Genomic DNA, 22,150 nt, shown 5'->3' with positions numbered 1-22,150 from the left:
TTTCACACACCGAAATAATGGGGTGCAAGATCTAAAATGCAAGAACAACCGGGCTATCGCCCTGATTGATCAGCCGCTGTTACCCGATTACTCCCGGATGGGCTGTGTTCAGCGGGGTGTTCTAAAGTACAATGCCGTCTTTTGCAAGCAACTGAGTCTGAGAGACACCCATGAGTTTGAGTCAGGAACAAAGAAAACGCTACCGTACCATAGGTCACGATCTGCACCCGCTGGTGACCATCGCCGAGAAAGGACTGGCGGAAACCGTGCTGGCCGAGATCGATCGGGCACTGAATGACCATGAATTGATCAAGATTAAGGTCAATGTCGCCGACCGTGATCAGAAAAATGCCCTGATCCAGGCCGCCTGCGAGCAAACCGGCGCTACCCTGATCCAGTCAATTGGCCGTGTGGCCCTGCTACTGCGCAAGGCTAAAAAGCCCAACCCAAAACTCTCCAACCTGACCCGTCTCAGCAACTAGTCCAGGCATGGCGCTTATCACCAACACCCGGTTGTAAAACTTTGGTAAGCTCCCTGCCACGGCGCGCTGATTAACCGCAACGTGGGTTGGGGATTGCAGCTGTACACTGTTAGCTAACCGGTGTTAGCCAGCCATGAGGATCGTCAGTCTCACCCCACTGCACCTGGTTAAGGGCTTTACGCAATGCCAGCGTCGTAGCCCCTGCTTCACCGGAGCCTACTGTATAGCGCTGATCACCGCGAATAAGCGTGCCGACCGGTGTTAGTACCGCAGCTGTACCGGATAAAGCCGCTTCCGTACCAGGCTTGGCCGCCCGCTCAAGCAGCTCATCTACCGTGAGGTTGCGCTCACTGACGGTCATGCCACGGTCTCTGGCCAGGGTTAGAATGGAATCCCGGGTGATACCATGCAGAAAAGAGCGATCCAGACTTTTGGTGATAATTTCGTTGCCATCGATCAGAATGAAGTTAGCGGCACCGGTTTCCTGAACATCGCCATTCGGGCAGAACAGAACCTGATCGGCATCGTGACGGGACTTCGCGGCCAGGATAGGACCGAGCGCACTGGCATAATTACCACCGCTTTTGACCATGCCCATGTGCGGCGCACAGCGCATACCGTCTTCTTCCAGCAACAACGACAGCGCCTTACCACCCCCGGCAAAATAGTCACCGACCGGCGACAACAGGACGTATAGCATCGAACTTTCAGTGGGTGCTGCAGCCTTGCCGATGGCAGCTTCCGTTCCGATGTGTGTAGGACGAATGTACATAGAACCCGGCGCTTCGGGCACATCCGCTTTAAACCGCGCAACGATGTCGATAATCATCTGCTTCAGTTGGGCTTTGTCGATAGCCGGGAGGTTCAACAACTGACTGCTTTGCGCCATGCGTTCGATGTTGGCGTCCATTCTGAAAATCTTCACCGAGCCATCGGTGTGCCGAAACGCTTTAAGGCCTTCAAAACAGGTACTTGAATAGTGCAGCACGTGTGCGCCTGGATGGAGTGTCAGCGAATTGGACGACACAACCTCAGTCTGGCCCCAAGCGCCATTGTCAAACTGAGCCAGAGCCATCTGCGGCATGAATACGGTACCAAATGCTGCCATTACAAATTCCCAATGCTGTGGGCCAGATACCAGCCCGTTGTCGAGGCGTCTACCCGGAGCAGACGATGTTTCATTGTATGCCAACTCCCAAGCCAGACTCTAGCGACAATGCCCCCCAACACCATGAATTGATATCAACACTGTATTCCTCACCTGACACACCGGGAGGCAGCAATGCCACCATGAGCATCAGTCGGCCTGCTCGGCGGGCGATTCAGCACCCAGCCAATGTTGCCACTGATCCCGGATCAATTGCCGCACCCGCGCCAGTTCCGGTGTCATATGCGCCACCGGCACGGTCGTTGAGGTCCCCGACAACACCGCATGGTGGGTATGCTCGCGCAGTGTCAGATAGGCATTGAGCCACTGTTCGGCTTGCTCATCGGGCAGAACTTTCGCTTCGCGCAGGGCTTTTATGCAGCGGACGTTATCCGACCAGCGGGCAACCTCAGGGTGTTCGTCCGCATAAGCCAGCACCAGGTATTGCACCAGGAACTCCAGGTCAACAATGCCACCTGGGTCCTGTTTAATGTGAAACACCTCATCCGACTTGTCTTTTTGTGCCTGGCTGGACAAATGCCCCACCATTTTGCGGCGCATCTGAATAACGTCTTCGCGCAGCGCCGACCGGTCACGGGGACGCTGCAGAATGTCCTGGCGAACGGCATTAAAGGCAGTCTGCAGATCAGGATCGCCAGCAATAAACCGGGCCCTGACCAACGCCTGATGCTCCCAGGTCCAGGCCTTGCTGTTCTGGTACTTTTCGAACGCAGTTAAACTGGTCACCAGCAGGCCTGAACTACCAGAGGGCCGCAACCGGGTATCCACTTCATAAAGCGTGCCACTGGGTGTCGCAGTACTCAGCAAATGGATCAATCGCTGGCCCAGCCGAGCCATGAACACCCCATTATCAATGACTTTCGGACCCTCGGTTGCCCCCTGAGCTGAAGCCTGATGCAGAAACACCAGATCGAGATCCGACTCGTAGGACAACTCCAGCCCCCCCATTTTACCGTAGGCCACAACACCGAAATCGAGTTCACACCAGTCGCCGTTATCGCGGCTGGGGCGCCCGTGTTTGGCCACCATTTGCTGCCAGGCCAGGGCCAGGGCCTGCTCTACCACCACCTCCCCGACCCAGGCCAGATAGTCAGATATTTTCATCAGCGGCAACATGGACGCGACTTCACAGGCCGCCGCTCGCAATACCCGGCCATGGCGAAAATGCCGCAGCACCTCCATTTGCTGCTCCAGATCATCGCTCGGAACACGCAGCAATGTCTGGTGCAGGTCGTCGGTCAGTTCACCGCGTTGTGGCAGGCGATAGAGGCTGTCGGGGTCGGACAATTCGTCCAGAAGATAGGGCTTTTGCGTGAACAGATTGGCGATCCAGGGTGAAGCCGGTGCCAGGCGGCACAGCTGGCGCAAGGCGTCCGGGTTCTCTGCCAGCAATACGAAATATACCGATCGCCGCAAAATGGCTTCCAGAATGGGTCGCAGTGCTTCAAATCCGCTGCCCAGTTGCTTGCTGGCAACCAGCTCAGTCAGCAGCATCGGCATGACCTGATCGAGATTGTCGCGCGCCTGTCCCTGCAAGCGCTGAACGGCCGCTTCGTTTCTGAACGTCAGAACGGCGTCCAGGTCGGCGGCCTCATAGTCAGTCGACTCTGTTTTACCATCCTGCCAGAGAGACACCATGGCCGGATCCAGCGGACGACTGGATCCGGCATCTTCAGCCACGACTTGTTGAAAGTGGTGATGCACCCGCTCCCGGTAGTGCGCCAGCTGTTCCAGCAGCGCTTCAACCGAGTCAAACCCCATTGACCAGGCCAGCCGGGCGCGGTCAGTGGCATCCGACGGTAACCGCTGGGTCTGCTCGTCACGCAGCGCCTGAATTCGATGTTCGAGATCGCGCAGGAAGGTATAGGCATCTACCAGCTCCCGGCTGACTTCAGCAGGCAGGTAGCCCTCATCCGCCAGCCGCGACAGCACTGGCCAGGTGCCCCGCTCCTGTAACGACAGGTCCTGACCGCCGCGTATCAATTGAAACGCCTGGGCGATGAACTCAACTTCGCGAATGCCACCCTGACCCAGCTTGATGTTGTCTTCCAGCTGCTGACGTCGCACTTCTTTCTGAATCATCGATTTCAGGCGACGCAAGGCACCCAGAGCATGGAAATCCACATAACGACGGTAGACAAAAGACCTGAGATCCAACTCAAGCGCTGCCTGCGCCTCCCGTGCACCGGTTACCGGCCGTGCCTTAACCATGGCAAACCGTTCCCACTCTCGCCCCTGATGGGTGTAATAGTGATGCATGGCGGCAAAATTACTGACCAGCGCACCGCTCTGCCCCCAGGGCCGTAACCTCATATCGACCCGGAAGACGAAACCCTCGGGGGTGCGGGTATCCAACAGTTGAATAACCGTTCGACCGACCCGGGTGAAGAACTCCTCATGACTGCGCCCGTTACTGGTCTCGTCCTGATTGGGAAAGGCAAAAATCAGATCAATATCCGACGACAGGTTCAGTTCGCGGGCGCCATGCTTGCCCATGGCCAGCACCACCATGCTCTGCTGACGCTCGCCAAACTCAGACGGCCCGGGCGGGCCCCAGCACTCAGCCCAGTGCGCTTCGGCATAAGTGACGGCACGACGAATAGCCACATCAGCCAGATCAGACACCGCCCGGGCAGTTTGCCGGGCATTCGACAAGCCGTTGGCATCGCGCACCATCAACCGGGCCATGTGCCGGTTGCGCCAGCCGCGCAAATCGGCTTTGGGGGTATCCAGGTCGTCGAGGCTCCAGTGAGCGCTGAGCGCGTCCAGTTCAGCGTCGGATGGTTGCGGGTCGGTGACCCAGCGGGCCACGTCGGTATATCCCGAGAGTTTCAGCAACTCATCAAACCAGGGGCTGCATGCTGCTGTTTTTGCCAGCCAGCCTGCCACTTCAGACGACAGACCAGTCGATTTGGCCTGTTCGACATGGTCCTGATAGGAAGCGTCTAACACGGAAGGTGCTGTCACAGCGTTACTCTCTTTACCGGTGGCGTGTTGGGGAATACTGCCAAAAGCCCGGCAGCATGGAAACCAGGGAGACGCTGATCAGTTCACGCGAGACCAGAGCATCCGCAACCCGGTGAGTGCCGTATCGAATCACTATAGCAGGCGGAAGAGTGGTGTTTCGCTGCCGGGTGTAAGAATCGTGATGATCGTACGACCACTAAATTAGGGTACCATTATCCCGGCAGGGATCGGTTGGAGCAGTCTCCGAATACAACATTTTCCGGGCGGTATCACCCCCTACCGACGGCACCTTACGACCCTGGGGGCCCCAAATGCCACTCATCACATCAACCAGTACAAAAGGATACGGCATGTTAAGACACCACTGGGCGCTCGCCGCGACCCTGACTGCAACACTCGCTACGGGCACTGCTCTGGCCGAAACCAGCTGGACTGACACCCTGGAACAGGCACGGGGCCAGACGGTGTATTTTCACGCCTGGGGTGGCAGCGAAGTCATTAACAATTATGTACGCTGGGCCGCAGACCGGGTTGAAGACGACTACGGCATCAACTTGGAACACGTCAAGCTCGCTGAAATCGGGACTGTCATCAGCCAGATCCTGTCGGAAAAAACCGCTGGTCGTGACAGCGGCGGCGCGGCCGATCTGGTCTGGATCAACGGTGAAAACTTTGCGGCGATGAAAGAGAACGACTTGCTGTTTGGCCCGTTCACTCAAAATCTGCCGAACTACGAGCTGGTTGACACCGAAAACAAGCCGACCACCCTCTACGACTTCACTACTCCGGTAGACAACCTCGAGGCACCCTGGGGCATGGCTCAGTTGGTGTTTATAGCCGATATGGCACGCGTCGATGAAACACCAAGCTCGATGCTCGACCTGCTCGACTTTGCCAGCGAAAACCCGGGACGGGTAACCTACCCGGCACCACCAGCCTTTCACGGCACCACCTTTCTCAAGCAAGCGCTGCTGGAACTGGCCGCCGATCGCGAGCCATTGTATCAGCCGGTCGACGACGCCAACTTTGAAACTGTGACCGAACCGCTGTGGGCCTACCTGGATTTATTGCACCCACTGATGTGGCGCAACGGGGAAACATTCACCAGCGGTGCCCCGGAAATGACTCAACTGTTGAACGACGGCGAAATCATCCTGTCGTTGTCATTCAACCCAAACGATGCCAGCAACGCCATCGCCAACGGTGAATTGCCGGATACCGTCCGCACTTACGTGCATGAAGCCGGGTCCATCGGCAACACTCACTTTGTTGGCATTCCTTACAACAGCGATAACACGGCGGCGGCTCAGGTGGTTGCCAACTTCCTGATGTCGCCCGAGGCCCAGGCGCATAAAGCCAATACCCAAGTCTGGGGTGACCCCACAGTGCTGGCGATCGATAAACTGTCGGACGCTGATCGGACCCTGTTCGAGCAACTGCCACAAGGCGCGGCAACACTTACTGCCGATGAGCTGGGTACCGTGCTGCGTGAACCCGACGCCAGCTGGGTTCCGGCCCTGGAACGCGCCTGGCAGCAACGCTACGCACATTGATTACCAGAATACTGCCCTGGTTTCCGCGCCTGCTATTACTGGCGTTCCTGACGCCGGTTCTGGTCGGGCTGGCGGGAACCTGGCTACCCGCTTTTGGCTGGTTCCCGGCTTTGGGGCAGCGGGCCTTTAGCCTGGCGCCCTGGGTCGATCTGCTGCACTACCCTGGAGCCCTGACGGCGTTGCGCCTCTCGTTGCTGACCGGCATCGGTTCATCTCTGCTGGCTCTGGGGGCTACTGTGTTAATTCTGGTGGCCTTTTATCCCTCCAGGGGCTTTCGACGGCTGGAAAAACTGCTGGCCCCCATTTTGTCGGTGCCCCACGCCGCCTTTGCCATTGGCATTGGCTTTCTGGTCGCACCCAGTGGCTGGCTGGTTCGCTGGCTGGCCCTGCTCATCGGTTGGCCCGACTACCCGCCCAATTGGATGACCTTTAAAGACCCCTATGGCCTCAGCCTGATGCTGGTTCTGGCGCTGAAAGAAATTCCTTTTTTGCTGTTTATGGCGCTGGCATCCCTGCCCGCCCTGAAAGTCGAAAAGACCCTGTGGCTAGGAGCCAGCCTGGGCTATCGACCGGGAAAAGTCTGGCTTACTCTCATTTGGCCTTTACTTTATAGTCGGCTGCGGCTGCCCTTCTACGCCGTCATGGCGTTCAGCCTGTCGGTGGTCGATATCGCCCTGATCGCCGGGCCCACCGCCCCGCCTACACTGGCGGTTATGGCTACCCGCCTGTTCAACGATCCGGATTTGCTGCTGCGGTTACCCGGTGCCGCAGCGGCGACAACCCTGTTGTTAGTAACCCTGCTGGCCCTGGCAGTTATGTACAGTCTGGAGCGCCCCCTGCGGGCGATGTGTTTGTACCTGCTGAGCAACGGCAACCGACCGCGTTTTAGGCTGGGCCTGCGCCTCTGGGCATCACTGGTGTTGATTCCCGGTATTCTGATCTATCTGACCTCACTGCTGGTTTTGATCCTCTGGTCGGTTGCCGGCCAATGGCGCTTCCCCGACCTCTGGCCCAACCCGTTCAGCGCACGCACCTGGATGACGGCCCCGGAACGCCTGCTTGAACCCTTGTGGCTGACGCTTAGTACCGGGCTGAGCGCTGCTTTTATTGCTTTGGTGCTGGTGATCGGCGCACTGGAGAATGAAGTTCGGCTGCGCCAGCAGCAGCCAACGTTTACCGCCCAGCGACTGATCTGGGTGCTTTATCTACCACTGCTGGTCCCACAAATCGCGTTTCTATTCGGTTTTCAGGTCAGCCTGGCCTGGCTTCATCTAGGCGGTCAGTGGTGGGTGCTGGTCTGGTCTCACCTGGTGTTTGTGCTGCCCTATACGTTTCTGACTCTCAGCGGCCCTTACCGAGCTTTTGACGAACGTTACACCTGGGTTGGCCTGAGCCTCAGCGGACGCCGGCTGACAACCTTCTGGCGCATTAAACTGGGGCAGCTGTGGCGGCCCATTGGCTACACTTTGGCAACCGGCTTTGCCGTGTCGGTCGCCCAGTATCTGCCGACCCTATTCATTGGCGGCGGGCGCTTTGCCACCGTCACCACCGAGGCCGTCAGCCTGGCCAGTGGCAGCAACCGGAGTAGCATGGCGGTCTACGCCCTGGTGCAGCAACTGTTGCCTCTGGCCGGATTTGCGCTAGCGCTGTCGTTGGCCGCCTGGCGTTACCGGCATCACCGAGCCCTGCAACAGGGCCAACCCTGACCTAAACGGACACCGCATGACTTTTGATATCGACCAACTGAGCCTGACACTCAATCGAAAACCCCTGTTCCAGCCACTGACGGTGCATCTGGAACCGGGCGATATTGCCACCGTCATGGGCCCTAGCGGGTCGGGCAAGTCAACCTTGCTGGCGGCCATTTCCGGCACACTGCCGCCGATGTTCGAGCTCAGCGGCGACATCCGGCTGAACCGCCAAAGCCTGTTGTCTGTACCGATCGAACACCGTCAGGTCGGGATTCTGTTTCAGGACGATCTGCTGTTTCCGCATTTAAACGTCTACCAGAACCTGGTGTTTGCCCTGCCCAGCGGCCTGAACCGGGATCAGCAACGCGAGCGCATCGCGTCAGCACTGGGCAGCGCCGGGCTGGCATCCTATGAACAGCGCGACGTCGCCACCCTGTCTGGCGGGCAACGCGCGCGCATCAGCCTGCTGCGCACTCTGCTGGCAGAGCCGCGTCTGATCCTGCTCGACGAACCCTTTTCCAAGCTGGACCAGCACCTGCGTGGCCAGTTTCGGGACTGGGTGTTTGGCCGGATCATCGAGCTGGGCATACCCGCCCTGATGGTCACGCACGACCCGGCCGACCGGCCCGAACATGGCCAACTCATAGAATTGGAGACACCCTATGCTTGATCGCTGGACTCTGACCCTGATCAAACCACCATTGAGCCGACTGGCGCGGCGTGCCAACCGGCACGGCGTTCGGGCAAACCAGGTCACCCTCGCTGGTTTCACGCTGGGTATGCTGGTTGTCCCTTTCCTGGCGCTGGAGCTTTACGGTGCGGCCCTGATTGTTATCTTGCTTAATCGACTGGCCGACGGACTCGACGGTGAACTGGCCCGGGTACAGGGCGCCACTGATGGCGGTGCGCTGCTCGACATTGTGTTGGATTTTGTCTTCTACGCTGCCGTGATTGCTGGGTTTGCGCTGGCCAACCCCGCTGACAATGCTCTTGCCGCCGCCTTTCTGCTCTGGGGCTTTATGGGTACGGCGAGCAGCTTCCTCGCTTATGCCATTCTGGCGGAACGGCGCAAACTGAGCAGCATGACCTACCCCAGCAAAGGCTTTTATTACCTCGGGGGCCTGGCCGAAGGCACCGAAACCATCGCATTTTTGGTAGCCATGTGCCTGTTTCCGGCCCAGTTTGTCTGGCTGGCGTGGGCGTTTTTTGGACTCTGTGCCGTGACCACCCTGACCCGGGTTGTCGGCGGCTACCACAGCCTGAAGGACGACCCGGTGTCATCTACCCTCAATTGACAGCCCGTTTGATCGATTTGGGCACCAGGTTTATTTATACCGACCCAGAGTGAGTACTGTGCCAGACTGCTCACAAAGCCTTTGCAGCTCCCCGGCTTCAAACGTAAACTCCGCAGCCCTGTTGCTGCCTGACGACCAAGGGGTTAGGCTGACGACGACACAATTTCTTACTACTACCGTATCCAAACTTTCGCAAAGGATAAGCCATGTACATTGCTTTTCTGATCAACGCCTGGGAAGACATCGAACCCGGCAAAAGCTCTACCCTGGTGATGATCCAGGAATGCCTGATACGCGGCCACAAAGTAGCGCTGCTGTACCCGCAAAACCTGACAGTGCGCAACAACGTTGTAAACGGTTTTTCGCGGGTCATTCAGCCAATCGATAAAGTGCCCGAAAGTGTGGCCACGCTGTACAAAAAAATCCGCTTCGACGAAAAAATGCTGCCGTTGCATGCGTTCGATTGCATCATGATCCGCAAGGATCCGCCGATCGACCCAACCATTCTGAGTTTCCTCGATGCGGTCAAGAATGAAACTCTGGTCATCAACGACGTCGACGGTGTTCGCAAGGCCAGCAACAAGCTCTACACCACCACGTTTCACGACCCGGAAAACCACTTTCTGCCAGAAACCCATGTATCCAAGAACAAGGACTACCTGCTGCGCGTTATTCGCGAAAGCGACCGCGCCAAGTGGATTTTGAAACCATTGGATGGCAGCGGTGGCCACGGCGTGATTGTGCTGGAAAAGGCAGCGCAATCGAGTATCAAGAGCCTGCTCGATTTCTACATCGACCGGGAACGCAATAATTACGTCATTCTGCAGGCCTACATCGAAGGCGCTGAGCACGGTGATGTCCGGGTATTGATGCTCAATGGCAAAGCCATCGGTGCCTACCACCGCAAACCTGCAGAGGGCGATGTCCGTGCCAATATTCAGGCTGGCGGTAGTGCCCATACCTGGAAACTGACGGAAGAACAAAAACGGGTCTGCCGGAAAATTGGTCCCAAACTGGTAGCCGATGGTCTCGATTTCGTAGGCCTGGACCTGATTGGCGAGCGCCTGTTGGAAGTCAACGTCTGCAACCCGGGCGGCATCACCAACATTAACCGTCTGAGCAAAGTAAAACTGCAAAAGCAGGTCATCGACTTTCTGGAGGATCGGGTCAGTGAACGGCGTGAAAAACATGCTGAACTCGAACACCTGATGAAGCGCCTGTCGGATTTGCGCTCGCGAGATTTACTGGATAACGAATGACACCCCAGAGACCGCCAGACCCGACCGCACCCACGCGGATCGACTGGCTTTCAGACGCAGACATTGTCGTCCTGCTGTCCCGGCCGGCGCAGTGCCAGTCGCTCTTCGGCCACCCGGATCTGCTGTTTGAATTGCAACTCCTGATCCAGATCAACCCAACTCAGGCTCTCTGGTACCGCCCGGCTGCGTCTACCAGGGTGACTTAGCGGTTGCCGCTGGCGGATTCAAAGGTCCGCCGATAAAGCGGACCATTGAGCTTGGCTACCGGACTCACCCCGACTGGCGTCGCCAGGGACACGCCACCGAACTGGTGCGGTGGTTGTGTGCGGTTGCCCATCAGCATCACCTCACCCGGGTGGTCGCCGTTACTGCTCCCGGGAACCTGGCGTCGCAATCCGTGCTGGCCCAAACCGGCTTTGTACACACCGGAGATCTGCTCAGCGACAGCCAAAAGTGGTTGCAGCGCTGGCAACATACGCTCTGACCCATCCAGATTTGAGTTAATTAGCACTTAGGGTGCCGCCATTGCATCCGGCCTGTTCCAGTGCATCCGCAATTTGTTCAGCGCTTCTTTTTCCAACTGACGCACCCGCTCCCGGCTGACCCCGAGCTGATCGGCGATCTCCCGGTAACCATATTCGCGACCATGCTGTATTCCGTAGCGAAGTGCGACAATCACTTTCTCGCGGTGCCCCAACACTCCCAGTGACTGCCTGATTCGGTCGATCACCTCGCTTTGCTCGGTGGCCTCGTAGGTGGTCAGATCCGTCGCCTCCAGATGGCTGGCCCAGCTTTCGGAGCCATCGTCTGACAACGGCGCATCGAGTGACAGAGGGCTAAGCCCCAGCTCCAAAAAATGCCGGACCTTGGCTTCGTCCATCTTCAGTTCCTTGCTGATGGCCGCCACCGACACCGGTTTTCCAGCGCTTTGCTGCGCCATCACCAACTGTCGCTGAAACCGCTTAACATCATCCACCACATTGGTCGGCTTACGAATCAGGGCCGCCTGGTTTTTCAGCCCAAGGCGGATAAACTGCTGAATCCAATAGTGACTGTATGTCGAAAAGCGGGTGCCTTGCTGCACATCGAATTTTTCCAGGGCGCGCATCAACCCCAACTGACCCTCCTGCACCAGATCGGTCAGTTCCAGCCCCTGGTTAACGTGCTGATGCGCCACACTGAACACCAGGCGAATGTTCGACCCAAGCAACACTTCACGCGCCTGAAGCAACCGCCGCCATAGCCGTGGCAGCATAGTCGGAGCAGAGTTCAGATCCAGGTACCAGAGCCGTAACGCATACATATCCGCATGGTTAGGTCGCTTGTCCCAAATCGTTTTGATCCAGTCCTGCTGCCAGTCTAGGCCCGGGTACCGTTGCTGCCACCAGGTTTTGCCAATTCCCTGAGTTAGACGAATCAGCGCCAGCGACGCATCCTGATGCTGCTGCAGCCAGGCACGCTCCTGTTCCGCCGTCAGCAGGGGATGCCGTCGGCTCCATTCGGCGTAACTGTTGTACTCTGCGTCGGCCGCCGCAGCAAACCAGGCCGGATTATGAGCATTCATCGTTGCACCTATACCAATTCGTTCGACGTAACTGTCCGAACCACTTACCTCCCACCTAGGGTGGCGCGCATTTATCAGCATTCAACCCGCGTAGAAAGATACGGTTCGTCCATATGTTCGTAGGATGTATCAGTTTTAGATTAGATATCGGGCTGCCTTTAAGCACCCCCCCTGTTATTGCCAGACAGGGCTCAGTAAACTACCCCACTCTACGAACACCACTATGGAACCCCCATGAAAACCACACACCTGCCGCTGCCGTCTCCGGCACCGGGCATGCAGCGCCACCTGACCATCCATGAATATGGCAGCGGCCCCCGCAAGGCCTATCTGCAGGCGGGTTTGCATGCGGATGAATGGCCCGGTTTGCTGACCTTGCAGCACCTGATGACGCGCTTGGAGGCATTGGAGCAAGCCGGCCATATCCACCAGCACATTGTGATTGTGCCCTTCGCCAACCCCGTCGGTATGAATCAGCGCCTGTTTGGCAAGTTTCCGGGCCGTTTTGATGCCACTACCGGGCAGAACTTCAACCGGGGCATGTCATTATCGATCGGGGCACTGACTCACAGAGTGGGACATTTACTGGGCCCCGATGCAAAACAGAATGATCTTCAACTGCGTGCGGCAATGCGCCAGTTGGTGGCTGAAAAATCCGGGCATTACGAAATCGAAGCCCTGCACCAGGCCTTGCTCAGCCAGTCAATCGACGCGCACCTGATGCTCGACCTGCATTGCGATGACAACGCCCTGCCTCATGTGTTTTATGGCGATCACCAACGTCCAACCGGAACGCTCCTGGCCGATAGTCTGGGTTTCGCCATCCGCCTGGAAGAAGACGTACGGGGTACGGTCGCCTTTGACGGCAGCCACACCCAGCCCTGGATCACCCTGGCTGAGAACACCGGAAAGCTCTTTGCCGAACCCTGTTTTGCAGCCACCATCGAACTGCGTGGCCAAAAAGACGTCAGCGATGCCCTGGCAAGTCGGGATGCAGAGGGTTTGCTGGCGTTTCTTGAGCAGCTGGGCTTTATTTCGAACAGTAATGCCGTTGCCCAGCCCCAGGAGGGTGAAACGCTGGGCATTAATGTCGACCAGGTAAAGGTCATCACTTCACCGGCCAACGGCCTGGTGGTTTACCACCAATCGCTGGGTGACTGGGTTGAGGCTGGAGACCTATTAGCCGAGATTGTGTTGCTCGACAGCAACCGCCCGGAGCGCCTTGCCGTCGCCGCGCCAACTAGCGGCCGCCTGTTCAGCAAAACGGACACCTTTCTAACATCGCCCGGCGCCAGCATTGGCATGATTGCCAGTAAAGATCAGCAGATACAGCCGGGAACCCAGCTGAGTTATTAACTTGAGGTTCGGAGTACGAAATAGATTAGCGACGGGTGGCAGGGTTGCTTCTGCGGGGGTATCTGAGGCATGGATGCCGAAGTTAAGCCTACATGGATGTATTCACGGCGCCCCCGCAGGAGCAGCCTTGCCATCCGTCGCGGGTTCAAGGCGCGATGCAGCCGACTCGAAGTAATAAGCCCACAAGGGTAATGATCAGGCCTGGGCGGCCATGATACGTTCGTATTTGTCGTGTAGCTGGGGTTTGGTTTCGACATGCGACGGGTCGTGAGGAATGCAATCGACCGGGCAGACCTGCTGGCACTGGGGTTCGTCGTAATGGCCGACACACTCCGTGCACAGTTGCGGGTCAATTACATAGATTTCCTCACCTTCAGAAATGGCGTTGTTGGGGCACTCGGGCTCACACACATCGCAATTAATGCACTCATCGGTGATGTACAGGGCCATGGTAACCTTCCTCAAACACGCCGTCTGGCGGCCGTTGTGAATCAATCGTTCTGCTGATAGATCTCGGCAAGCGCCTTTTGAACGATGGGATGCACCATTTTGGTCACATCGCCGTGCAGCAGCGAAATCTCACGCACAAAGGTAGACGAAATAAAGGAATACTGCTCAGAGGGCGTCAGAAACAGGCTTTCCACGTCCGGCGCCAGTACCCGGTTCATGTTGGCCAGCTGGAATTCATACTCGAAATCACTGACCACGCGCAAGCCACGCAAAATAGTCTGCGCCCCTTTCTCATGGGCAAAGTCGACCAGCAGGTTGCTAAAGCCTTCGACTTCAACGTTACCCATGCCTTTAGTGACCTCACGTGCCAGCGCAACCCGTTGTTCCAGGCTGAACAGCGGTTTCTTCTTGGGACTGGCGGCCACGGCAACAATCACTTTGTCGAATTGCCGCAGACCTCGTTCGACCAAATCCATATGCCCATAAGTAATGGGGTCGAAGGTGCCTGGGTATACTACGGTGCGTACCATATTGCGCTCCCGGTTATTCAACGCGCGCGAATGTTACCCCAGCCGCCCGGGCGGCACAAATCGAAGTCCCGCTGTCTGCCGGCAAGAGCAGGCTACCTGAGAATGACTTTTTTAATCAGTCTTTGTACCCAGCCACCATAGGGTGGATAAGCCACCCAGAAACTGCTCAGACGCTGCTTACCCACCACGGGCTTCAGGGCGGAAAATGTATTGAAGCCTTCCACACCGTGATACTGCCCCATACCGCTGGCTCCTACGCCGCCTATTGGCAGGTTGTCCAGAGCAAAGTGAAACAGCACTTCGTTGATGACCAACGCACCACTGTGGGTGCTGTGTTCGAATTTGGCCTGCCAGGCCTTGTCGTAACCAAACAGATAGAGGGTCAGAGGTCGGGGCCGGTCATTGATGAATCGCTGTGCTTCGATCACCGACGAGTACGGAATAACCGGCAATATGGGCCCGAAAATTTCCTGCTGCATGACCTGACTGTCCAGCGACACACCGGTAAGCAGTACCGGGGGCAGCTTGCCATTGCTGGCGTCGAGGCCTGGGGTCTGGTCACCCCAGTGCAATGTAGCGCCTTCGGCTTGCGCCTCATGCAGCCAGGACTGCAACCGCTGACGCTGGCGTTCATTGATGATGGAAGAGTAGTCCGGATTATCGTTTACCTTGCCATATAAACGAGTGACCGCCTGGTGAAAGGCGCTGATAAAGGTTTCGATCCGATCCGGCGGACACAGTATATAGTCCGGCGCGATGCAGGTCTGACCCGCATTCAGGCACTTGCCAAACGCCAGTCGCTCGGCAGCGACTTCAATCGGAATGCTGGTGTCGATCACCACCGGACTCTTACCACCCAACTCCAGCGTTACCGGCGTCAAATTCTGTGCGGCGGCGGCCATGACTTGCTTGCCAACCACCGTTGAGCCGGTAAACAGCAGATGATCAAACGGCAACGCCGAAAAGGCCTGCGCCACTTCAACCTCGCCGTTGATTACCGTTACCACCGCATCGTCAAAGGTTTCGGCGATCAAACGTTCAAACAGGGCGCCAAAGGTCGGGGTGTATTCAGACATTTTGATCATGCAATGGTTGCCCGCCGACAGTGCAGACGTCATCGGCCCGATGGCCAGATACAGCGCGTAATTCCAGGGAACGATGATCCCGGCCACCCCCAATGGCTGCGGCAGCAACATGCTGTGGGCGGGTTGAAACGGCAAAGGTACCCGTCGTTTGCGGCCCTTCATCCAGCTTCTCAGGTGACGCATCGCGTGGTTGATGCCCATAACAGACGGCATCACCTCGGCATTCAGGGTTTCGCCGGCAGAGCGGCAGCCAAAATCCTGATTCAGAGCCACCGTGATTTCGTCCTGATGGGCAAGGATGAGCTGCTTGAGCTGGTTCAGCCGATAGCGGCGTTCCGCCAGGCTCGGATAAGGGTGTAGCCGGTATGCGGCCTGTTGACGGTCAAATACGGTTTTAAGGGTGTCCGGTGTCATGTACAACTCAGTCACAAAGGTCCCGCGGACTCTAGGTCAGTGATCAGGGTCGGGTCAATGCACGGCGGTCAGCTCGCATCCATTGCAGGAGCCGACCACTGGTAAAGTCTCATGCTGATATCACCACTGTGCTTTTCCTTCATCAATTCAAACCCCGCAGGCGGCGTTATTGGCTGATGTTTTGGGCTTTCCAGATAGACCCAGGCCCGATCAGCCAGTCGCTTGTGCTCGATCAACGCGGCCAGGGCATCGGCCCACAAACCGGCCGCAAAGGGTGGGTCCAGAAAGATCAGATCGAAGGGCTCTGTCTCTGCCTGAGCCAGCCACTTCAGCGCATCGCAACGCACCACGGTGGCCGCACACCCCAGTTTGGCCACAGCCTGGTTCAGGCTGGCCACGGCCTGTGGCTGCTTCTCGAGCAGCCACACATGCTGTGCCCCTCTGGAGGCCGCTTCAAGCCCCAGGGCACCGGTGCCGGCAAAGGTATCCAGCACCCGGGCACCGGGCGTTTGCATCTGCAACCAGTTAAACAGCGTTTCCCGTTGACGATCCCCGGTCGGCCGCAGTCCTTCGAGATCCGCTATGTCGAGCCGGCGACCCCGGTAATCACCGCCGATGATGCGCAATGTTCCGGCGCCCCTGGCGGGTCCTTTTCGAACTGGTCTGGGCATGTTTATCTCTTATGATCAGGGGTTATTCGGAAAACGTAGATCGGCTTTGCTCACGCGCGGAAATTCCTGTGTGCGGCAAACCGGGAAGCCTCAATGTACCGAAAATAGGCCGCTTGCACCATGGCAGCTGTTCTGCCCGCTGCGTGGAGAAAGACACGACCGGCCCCTGCCCCTCACGCGCTACTATCCATTTCCGGGTATAATAAGACTTTGGCTGGCGAATGCATTTTGCTAGCATAGCGCGGCTTTCAATGCAGTTTTTCAGAACGGCCTGGCACTACATACAATACAGCGGGCCCAGTCCCGAGGTCTGTTGCCGGGCACGACCGACATCCGCCGTTACCATTCACCCGACTACACAGGCTACAACGTCACCATGCTGGGCTTTGGCAAAAAGAAATCAAAATCCGAGACCGAACCACCCAAACCGGAAATACCGGCCGCCTCCTTATTTTCGCGCATGCGTCAGGGGCTGGGCCGCACCCGGTCGACCTTTACCGACGGTCTGGCATCGCTGTTTCTGGGCAAAAAAAGCATCGATGACAACCTGCTCGAAGAACTGGAAACTCAACTACTGACCGCCGATGTCGGCATTGAGGCGACAGCCGCCATTGTCGACGAACTGACAGAGCGGGTCGGTCGCAAGGAATTGAAGGACGGCGATGCCCTGTTGTACGCCCTGCGCGACACGCTGGTGCATCAGTTGCAGTCTGTCGAGGCACCTTTGGTAATAGACGGGTCACAAAAACCCTATGTCATCCTGGTGGTTGGCGTTAATGGGGTTGGTAAAACCACAACCATTGGTAAATTGACGAAAAAATTCCAGGGTGATGGCCATTCCGTGTTGCTGGCGGCCGGGGATACCTTTCGTGCGGCCGCGGTCGAGCAATTGCAGGTGTGGGGTGAGCGCAACAATGTTCCGGTGATTGCCCAGCATACCGGGGCTGACAGCGCATCGGTGATTTTCGATGCGGTGCAGGCGGCCCAGTCGCGCGGTGTAGACGTCGTCATCGCCGACACCGCTGGCCGGCTGCACAACAAAGACAATCTGATGAACGAACTGGCCAAAGTCGTCCGGGTTATGAAAAAGCTGGATGCAGCCGCACCGCACGAAGTGTTACTGGTACTGGACGCTGGTACCGGCCAGAACGCCATCAGCCAGGCCCGCAGTTTCACCGAAGCCGTCAACCTGACCGGCCTGGCATTGACCAAGCTCGACGGGACTGCCAAAGGCGGCGTTATTTTTGCGCTGGCCAAAAAACTGGGCATTCCCGTGCGCTTTATCGGGGTCGGGGAACAGGTCGACGACCTGCGTCCCTTCAATGCCCGCGATTTTGTCGATGCCCTGTTGGATACGCGCTCCGAATGATTCATTTCGATCAGGTCAGCAAACGCTATGAGGGCGGCCATGAAGCCCTGTCGAGCATCAGTTTGCACATAGAAAAAGGCGAAATGGTGTTTCTGACCGGGCATAGCGGCGCTGGTAAGAGCACCTTGCTGAAGTTGATCACTCGCATTGAAAAGGCCTCGTCCGGACAATTGCGGGTCAACGGCCAGATCCTGAACCGCCTGCGACGCTCGCAGATTCCGCATTTCAGACGCAATCTGGGTATAGTCCATCAGGATCATCAACTGCTGATGGATCAGACGGTTTACGACAACGTCGCTCTGCCGCTGATCATCGCTGGCGAGCACCCCAAAGACGTGACACGCCGGGTGCGTGCGGCACTCGACAAGGTCGGCCTGCTGGAGCGAGAGAAGTACCGCCCCATTCAATTGTCTGGCGGTGAACAACAGCGTGTAGGTATTGCCAGGGCGGTGGTAAAAAAGCCAGCCATATTACTGGCCGACGAACCGACCGGGAACCTTGACCCGAGTTTGTCACGAGACATTATGGAATTGTTTTCCGAATTTAACCGGGTCGGCACAACCGTACTGATCGCCAGTCACGATCTCGGCCTGATCGCCCGCCTGAACTATCGGGTCGCCTCGCTTCAGCACGGCAGGCTAATGAGTACGCCATTCGACGGGAGGCGTTCGTGAACACCAGAACCCCAACCCGCACGCCAGCTAAAAGTAACGTTCAAGGCGGTGCCAACCGGCGTCGTACCGGTGCTTCCGGCAATCGCTCGGCGTGGCTGCGCCATCATCGGGACTGTGCCCGAGAATCCCTGATGCGACTGCTGCGCAGCCCGGTTTCAAGTGCCCTGACCTGGCTGGTTATCGCCATTTCACTGACGTTGCCGACCCTGTTCTACCTGGCGCTGTCCTCCTTGCAGGCACAAACCGAACAATGGCAGGAAGGTGGCCAGATCACCCTGTATCTCGAACAGGGCCTGGCAGATTCCGACGGAGAACGACTTACCCGGGAACTCGGTGCCCGGCCGGAAGTCGCACGTGCCTACTACATCAGTGCGGAAGAAGCCTGGGAGTCATTTCAGGCGACCTTGTCGATTAACCGGCAGGCGCTGGGTTTATCGAACAATCCCCTGCCCGCCAGTATCGTCGTGGTCCCTACACAGCAAAACAGCAGCCAGCTGGAAGCGTTACAACTGCTCATTCGGGGTCTGCCGGAAGTGGACGATGTGCAGCTGGATCTGGCTTGGATTGATCGCCTGAACCGGTTCCTGGAACTAATCTACAGTATCGTCACCGGGCTGGCTGTGTTGCTGGGCGTTGCGGTTTTGTTGGTCGTTGGCAACACCATTCGGCTGGCCATTGAGTCACGTAAAGATGAAATCCGGGTCATCAAACTGCTCGGTGCCACCGAAGCCTTCGTGCGTCGGCCCTTTGCCTACCTGGGCATCTGGTACGGACTGCTCGGCGGTGTTGCCGCCTGGATTCTGGTCACCGCCGTCGCCTGGTGGTTACGCAGCCCACTGACTGCTTTTCTGAGCACCTATGGTCTTGAGGCCAACGTAGCCTGGCTGGGCTTTACGGACACTCTGGTCCTGATACTGGCGTCTGTCGGCGTTAGCCTGGCTGGTGCTCATATTGCGTTACAACGCCACCTGAAAGATGCCGAACCCAGGTGAACCGGGGCTTTCCGTGCACCGTACACCGCAATATTATTCTGCAAAACGGCTTCTTGCGATGATGGCATTTCGCAGCAGTCGAATGACCAATGGCTATAGTATTTGACTATCAAAAACATTAATGTTGATTGATGGTTTGCACAACATTTACCGCTGATACTAGGGTTCAAGAGCCGACTTCTGTTAATATAGTCGGTGAATTAATTTGATTTCCACCGCGTGCATTGGTTTGAGATCCGGTGCTTTCGGGGGAGGGAGAAAACGTGAAACTGAACAACAGTGTTCCTGCGCTTGCTTTGGATTCTCTGGCCCCGGGTCAGAGCCTCGAGTCGTACATTCAGTCGGTCAACACCTTCGACCTGCTGACCGCCAACGAAGAGAAAGAGCTGGCTGAGCGCTTGTACTATCAGGAAGACATCGACGCGGCTCGCCGTCTGGTACTGTCTCACCTGCGTTTTGTTGTTCACATCGCCAAGAGTTACTCGGGCTATGGGCTCAACCAGGGTGATCTGATTCAGGAAGGCAACGTCGGGTTAATGAAAGCCGTGCGTCGCTTCAACCCTGAAGTGGGTGTACGCCTGGTGTCTTTTGCTGTGCACTGGATTAAGGCCGAAATTCACGAATACATTCTGCGTAACTGGCGCATCGTGAAAGTGGCGACCACCAAGGCACAGCGCAAACTGTTTTTTAACCTGCGCAGCTCCAAAAAACGTCTGGGCTGGTTGAATGAGCGTGAAGCACAGGACATCGCCGATACCCTGGGCGTGAACCTGAAAACCGTCTATGAAATGGAAGGCCGTCTGACTGCTCACGACGCCACCTTCGATGCGCCCAACGAAGACGATGATGAAGGTCCGGCCATGTTCCCGGTCCACTACCTGCAAGCCCAGGGTGCCGACCCGGCAGCACTGGTCGAGCAGGACAACTACGAGACCGATGCCAACGACCAATTGTTCGCAGCACTCGAAGACCTGGATGATCGCTCCAAGGACATCATTCAGAAGCGCTGGTTGAGCGACAACAAATCCACGCTGCATGAACTGGCCGATGTGTATGGTGTTTCTGCTGAGCGTATCCGTCAGTTGGAAAAGAACGCCATGAAGAAAGTTAAAAAAGCCATGACCATCGATTTCTGATCAATGGGCCTGGCCTGAAAAAGCCGCTGCAAAGCGGCTTTTTTATGTCTGCACCATCCATTCTGACGGTGCGATCGCAACGCAACGCAACGCAACGTCAAACAGTATCGTAAAGACGGAAACCCCTACTATGCCTAATATTCGACGACTCACTGCACTGGGGGCATTACTGGCCGGGCTGAGTGTTGCTCTGGGGGCTTTCGGCAGTCATGCACTGGAAACCATGGTCACCCCGCAACGGCTACAAACCTGGGATACCGCCGTTCACTATCACATGGTTCATGCTCTGGCCCTACTGTGGCTGGGGCTGTATTTGCAACACTATCCGCATCGGGGTGTCATGGTTTCCGCACTCATGATTCTTGCCGGCACCCTGATTTTTTCCGGTAGCCTCTATGCCCTGGTTTTACTGGATATTCCGCTGCTGGGAGCCATTACTCCAGTGGGTGGTATTTTGTTAATTGGCGGCTGGTTTACACTGGCCTGGCATCTCACCCGCGGCCACTGATTACTTAAGAACAAAAATGGAACCCTCATGACCAACGAACTCTCCCCCATTCAACGCAAGGTTCGCAGTTTTGTCATGCGCACCGGGCGCATGACCGAAGGCCAGAAACTGGCTTTGGAAAACGGCTGGCCGACGCTGGGGCTCAATCTCAGTCACGGTGTCTATGATGTGTCGCAGGTATTCGGCCGCCGTGCGCCGGTTATCTTCGAAATAGGCTTTGGTAACGGAGATTCTTTACTGACTATGGCACAACAAGCCCCAGAAAAAGACTTTATCGGGGTAGAAGTGCACACACCCGGCGTCGGGCGCCTGTTGCATCATGTTCAGGAAGAAGGCGTAACCAATCTGAGAGTCTGTAAGGAAGATGCGGTAGAGTTTCTCACCCACTCCATACCAGATAACTGCCTCGATACCGTGCAATTGTTTTTCCCCGATCCCTGGCACAAGAAACGCCACCATAAAAGACGCATTGTTCAGCCCGAATTTGCCTCCTTGTTGCGCAAAAAGCTGAAGCCGGGCGGCACTTTCCACATGGCCACCGACTGGCAAAACTATGCCGAACACATGCTTGGTGTTATGGAAGCCGCTGAAGGATGGGAAAATACGCAGGGGAGTGGCCGTTATCTACCCGGCCGACCCGAGCAACGGCCCGAAACCAAATACGAACGACGTGGCATTCGCCTTGGACATGGGGTTTGGGATCTGGAATTCAAAACTGTCTGAACCGCGCTCAGGGGTCTGGAGAGACGGAACCGGGCACTGGCAGATGGCACAAGCAGCCCTTCCCGTTGCGACAACCTGAACCTCAGGCTCTGATACAAGGCACTCGCATGGTAGTCGGTATCGGCAATGATAATCTGCCGGCTGGCTCTGGTGGCCACCCATTGCGCCAGGTGATGGATCAGCCTGCGGGTAATGTGTTCGCACAACACATCGACGGGCTCGGTGCAGCCAGCAAGGATGTCAGGATTCGATCGCGGGATTTT

22 protein-coding genes are annotated in these 22,150 nt (G+C 57.0%); 15 read left to right on the top strand and 7 right to left on the bottom strand.

What is annotated here, in order from left to right:
* Positions 1-170: 170 nt before the first annotated feature.
* On the top strand, positions 171-482 hold the full coding sequence (locus WEB54_RS02350; protein WP_368053044.1) for a YhbY family RNA-binding protein: 312 nt from the start codon (positions 171-173) through the stop codon (positions 480-482).
* A gap of 109 nt (positions 483-591) precedes the next feature.
* On the opposite strand, the gene WEB54_RS02345 is transcribed toward WEB54_RS02350, so the two are convergent.
* Both WEB54_RS02345 and glnE read right to left on the bottom strand, forming a co-directional pair.
* Positions 592-1,590: a branched-chain amino acid aminotransferase gene (locus WEB54_RS02345; protein ID WP_368053043.1), complete on the bottom strand. Its 999-nt coding sequence runs from the start codon at positions 1,588-1,590 to the stop codon at positions 592-594.
* A 189-nt stretch (positions 1,591-1,779) separates the two neighbouring features.
* Positions 1,780-4,617, bottom strand: coding sequence for a bifunctional [glutamate--ammonia ligase]-adenylyl-L-tyrosine phosphorylase/[glutamate--ammonia-ligase] adenylyltransferase (glnE, locus tag WEB54_RS02340; RefSeq protein WP_368053042.1), 2,838 nt, complete (start codon positions 4,615-4,617; stop codon positions 1,780-1,782).
* Between the two features lie 350 nt (positions 4,618-4,967).
* Here glnE and WEB54_RS02335 point away from each other — a divergent pair, with 350 nt between their 5' ends.
* The 7 genes from WEB54_RS02335 to WEB54_RS02305 all read left to right on the top strand — a co-directional run bounded on the left by WEB54_RS02335 (position 4,968) and on the right by WEB54_RS02305 (position 10,899).
* On the top strand, positions 4,968-6,170 hold the full coding sequence (locus WEB54_RS02335; protein ID WP_368053041.1) for an ABC transporter substrate-binding protein: 1,203 nt from the start codon (positions 4,968-4,970) through the stop codon (positions 6,168-6,170).
* The gene (locus WEB54_RS02330; protein WP_368053040.1) at positions 6,167-7,876 is read left to right on the top strand and encodes an ABC transporter permease; all 1,710 of its coding nucleotides are present in this window, start codon (positions 6,167-6,169) and stop codon (positions 7,874-7,876) included. Before WEB54_RS02335 ends, WEB54_RS02330 begins: the two co-directional genes overlap by 4 nt.
* A gap of 16 nt (positions 7,877-7,892) precedes the next feature.
* Positions 7,893-8,531, top strand: coding sequence for an ATP-binding cassette domain-containing protein (locus WEB54_RS02325; protein ID WP_368053039.1), 639 nt, complete (start codon positions 7,893-7,895; stop codon positions 8,529-8,531).
* Positions 8,524-9,156: a CDP-alcohol phosphatidyltransferase family protein gene (locus WEB54_RS02320; RefSeq protein WP_368053038.1), complete on the top strand. Its 633-nt coding sequence runs from the start codon at positions 8,524-8,526 to the stop codon at positions 9,154-9,156. The genes WEB54_RS02325 and WEB54_RS02320 overlap by 8 nt, the downstream gene beginning before the upstream one ends.
* A 206-nt stretch (positions 9,157-9,362) precedes the next feature.
* Positions 9,363-10,415 (top strand): glutathione synthase, encoded by a 1,053-nt coding sequence (gene gshB, locus WEB54_RS02315; RefSeq protein ID WP_368053037.1) that lies wholly within the window; start codon positions 9,363-9,365, stop codon positions 10,413-10,415.
* On the top strand, positions 10,412-10,621 hold the full coding sequence (locus tag WEB54_RS02310) for a hypothetical protein (protein WP_368053036.1): 210 nt from the start codon (positions 10,412-10,414) through the stop codon (positions 10,619-10,621). The genes gshB and WEB54_RS02310 overlap by 4 nt, the downstream gene beginning before the upstream one ends.
* Positions 10,546-10,899 carry a GNAT family N-acetyltransferase gene (locus tag WEB54_RS02305; RefSeq protein WP_368053055.1) on the top strand — a complete coding sequence of 118 codons (354 nt, stop codon included), beginning with the start codon at positions 10,546-10,548 and terminating at the stop codon, positions 10,897-10,899. Before WEB54_RS02310 ends, WEB54_RS02305 begins: the two co-directional genes overlap by 76 nt.
* Positions 10,900-10,926: 27 nt before the next feature.
* On the opposite strand, the gene WEB54_RS02300 is transcribed toward WEB54_RS02305, so the two are convergent.
* A complete protein-coding gene (locus WEB54_RS02300; RefSeq protein ID WP_368053035.1) occupies positions 10,927-11,979 on the bottom strand; it encodes an RNA polymerase sigma factor RpoD/SigA in 1,053 nt (350 codons plus the stop codon).
* Between the two features lie 234 nt (positions 11,980-12,213).
* Between WEB54_RS02300 and WEB54_RS02295 the strand changes: the two genes are divergently transcribed.
* Positions 12,214-13,335: a succinylglutamate desuccinylase/aspartoacylase family protein gene (locus WEB54_RS02295; protein ID WP_368053034.1), complete on the top strand. Its 1,122-nt coding sequence runs from the start codon at positions 12,214-12,216 to the stop codon at positions 13,333-13,335.
* Positions 13,336-13,530: 195 nt separating this feature from the next.
* Here WEB54_RS02295 and WEB54_RS02290 read toward each other — a convergent pair whose 3' ends face one another.
* The 4 genes from WEB54_RS02290 to rsmD all read right to left on the bottom strand — a co-directional run bounded on the left by WEB54_RS02290 (position 13,531) and on the right by rsmD (position 16,485).
* Entirely contained in the window at positions 13,531-13,785 is a 255-nt protein-coding gene (locus WEB54_RS02290; protein ID WP_368053033.1) for a YfhL family 4Fe-4S dicluster ferredoxin, read from the bottom strand.
* A 41-nt stretch (positions 13,786-13,826) separates the two neighbouring features.
* Entirely contained in the window at positions 13,827-14,315 is a 489-nt protein-coding gene (gene coaD, locus WEB54_RS02285; RefSeq protein ID WP_368053032.1) for a pantetheine-phosphate adenylyltransferase, read from the bottom strand.
* A 92-nt stretch (positions 14,316-14,407) separates the two neighbouring features.
* Positions 14,408-15,814: a coniferyl aldehyde dehydrogenase gene (locus WEB54_RS02280; RefSeq protein WP_368053031.1), complete on the bottom strand. Its 1,407-nt coding sequence runs from the start codon at positions 15,812-15,814 to the stop codon at positions 14,408-14,410.
* A 68-nt stretch (positions 15,815-15,882) separates the two neighbouring features.
* Positions 15,883-16,485, bottom strand: a complete 603-nt coding sequence (rsmD, locus tag WEB54_RS02275; RefSeq protein ID WP_368053030.1) for a 16S rRNA (guanine(966)-N(2))-methyltransferase RsmD — start codon at positions 16,483-16,485, stop codon at positions 15,883-15,885.
* A 313-nt stretch (positions 16,486-16,798) separates the two neighbouring features.
* Between rsmD and ftsY the strand changes: the two genes are divergently transcribed.
* The 6 genes from ftsY to trmB all read left to right on the top strand — a co-directional run bounded on the left by ftsY (position 16,799) and on the right by trmB (position 21,887).
* A complete protein-coding gene (ftsY, locus tag WEB54_RS02270; protein WP_368053029.1) occupies positions 16,799-17,854 on the top strand; it encodes a signal recognition particle-docking protein FtsY in 1,056 nt (351 codons plus the stop codon).
* A complete protein-coding gene (ftsE, locus tag WEB54_RS02265; RefSeq protein ID WP_368053028.1) occupies positions 17,851-18,528 on the top strand; it encodes a cell division ATP-binding protein FtsE in 678 nt (225 codons plus the stop codon). Before ftsY ends, ftsE begins: the two co-directional genes overlap by 4 nt.
* A complete protein-coding gene (gene ftsX / locus WEB54_RS02260) occupies positions 18,525-19,520 on the top strand; it encodes a permease-like cell division protein FtsX (protein WP_368053027.1) in 996 nt (331 codons plus the stop codon). The genes ftsE and ftsX overlap by 4 nt, the downstream gene beginning before the upstream one ends.
* Positions 19,521-19,783: 263 nt before the next feature.
* A complete protein-coding gene (gene rpoH, locus WEB54_RS02255) occupies positions 19,784-20,656 on the top strand; it encodes an RNA polymerase sigma factor RpoH (protein WP_368053026.1) in 873 nt (290 codons plus the stop codon).
* Positions 20,657-20,786: 130 nt separating this feature from the next.
* A complete protein-coding gene (locus WEB54_RS02250) occupies positions 20,787-21,164 on the top strand; it encodes a DUF423 domain-containing protein (RefSeq protein WP_368053025.1) in 378 nt (125 codons plus the stop codon).
* Positions 21,165-21,191: 27 nt separating this feature from the next.
* Complete coding sequence (trmB, locus tag WEB54_RS02245) at positions 21,192-21,887, top strand: tRNA (guanosine(46)-N7)-methyltransferase TrmB (protein WP_368053024.1); 696 nt, start codon at positions 21,192-21,194, stop codon at positions 21,885-21,887.
* Positions 21,888-22,150: the final 263 nt, after the last annotated feature.

Source organism: Saccharospirillum sp. (genome assembly GCF_040881935.1).
Taxonomy (GTDB): Bacteria; Pseudomonadota; Gammaproteobacteria; order Pseudomonadales; family Natronospirillaceae; genus Saccharospirillum.
The sequence above is the reverse complement of the archived record's forward strand: the minus strand, read 5'-3'. Positions and strand labels throughout refer to the sequence as shown.

Coding starts and splice junctions, on each gene's coding strand:
- WEB54_RS02320 (WP_368053038.1), top strand. CDS start 8,524: ATGCTTGATCGCTGGACTCTGACCCTGATCAAACCACCATTGAGCCGA.
- coaD (WP_368053032.1), bottom strand. CDS start 14,315: ATGGTACGCACCGTAGTATACCCAGGCACCTTCGACCCCATTACTTAT.
- gshB (WP_368053037.1), top strand. CDS start 9,363: ATGTACATTGCTTTTCTGATCAACGCCTGGGAAGACATCGAACCCGGC.
- WEB54_RS02250 (WP_368053025.1), top strand. CDS start 20,787: ATGCCTAATATTCGACGACTCACTGCACTGGGGGCATTACTGGCCGGG.
- WEB54_RS02350 (WP_368053044.1), top strand. CDS start 171: ATGAGTTTGAGTCAGGAACAAAGAAAACGCTACCGTACCATAGGTCAC.
- trmB (WP_368053024.1), top strand. CDS start 21,192: ATGACCAACGAACTCTCCCCCATTCAACGCAAGGTTCGCAGTTTTGTC.
- rsmD (WP_368053030.1), bottom strand. CDS start 16,485: ATGCCCAGACCAGTTCGAAAAGGACCCGCCAGGGGCGCCGGAACATTG.
- WEB54_RS02300 (WP_368053035.1), bottom strand. CDS start 11,979: ATGAATGCTCATAATCCGGCCTGGTTTGCTGCGGCGGCCGACGCAGAG.
- WEB54_RS02295 (WP_368053034.1), top strand. CDS start 12,214: ATGAAAACCACACACCTGCCGCTGCCGTCTCCGGCACCGGGCATGCAG.
- WEB54_RS02325 (WP_368053039.1), top strand. CDS start 7,893: ATGACTTTTGATATCGACCAACTGAGCCTGACACTCAATCGAAAACCC.
- WEB54_RS02280 (WP_368053031.1), bottom strand. CDS start 15,814: ATGACACCGGACACCCTTAAAACCGTATTTGACCGTCAACAGGCCGCA.
- ftsE (WP_368053028.1), top strand. CDS start 17,851: ATGATTCATTTCGATCAGGTCAGCAAACGCTATGAGGGCGGCCATGAA.
- WEB54_RS02345 (WP_368053043.1), bottom strand. CDS start 1,590: ATGGCAGCATTTGGTACCGTATTCATGCCGCAGATGGCTCTGGCTCAG.
- WEB54_RS02290 (WP_368053033.1), bottom strand. CDS start 13,785: ATGGCCCTGTACATCACCGATGAGTGCATTAATTGCGATGTGTGTGAG.
- WEB54_RS02310 (WP_368053036.1), top strand. CDS start 10,412: ATGACACCCCAGAGACCGCCAGACCCGACCGCACCCACGCGGATCGAC.
- WEB54_RS02335 (WP_368053041.1), top strand. CDS start 4,968: ATGTTAAGACACCACTGGGCGCTCGCCGCGACCCTGACTGCAACACTC.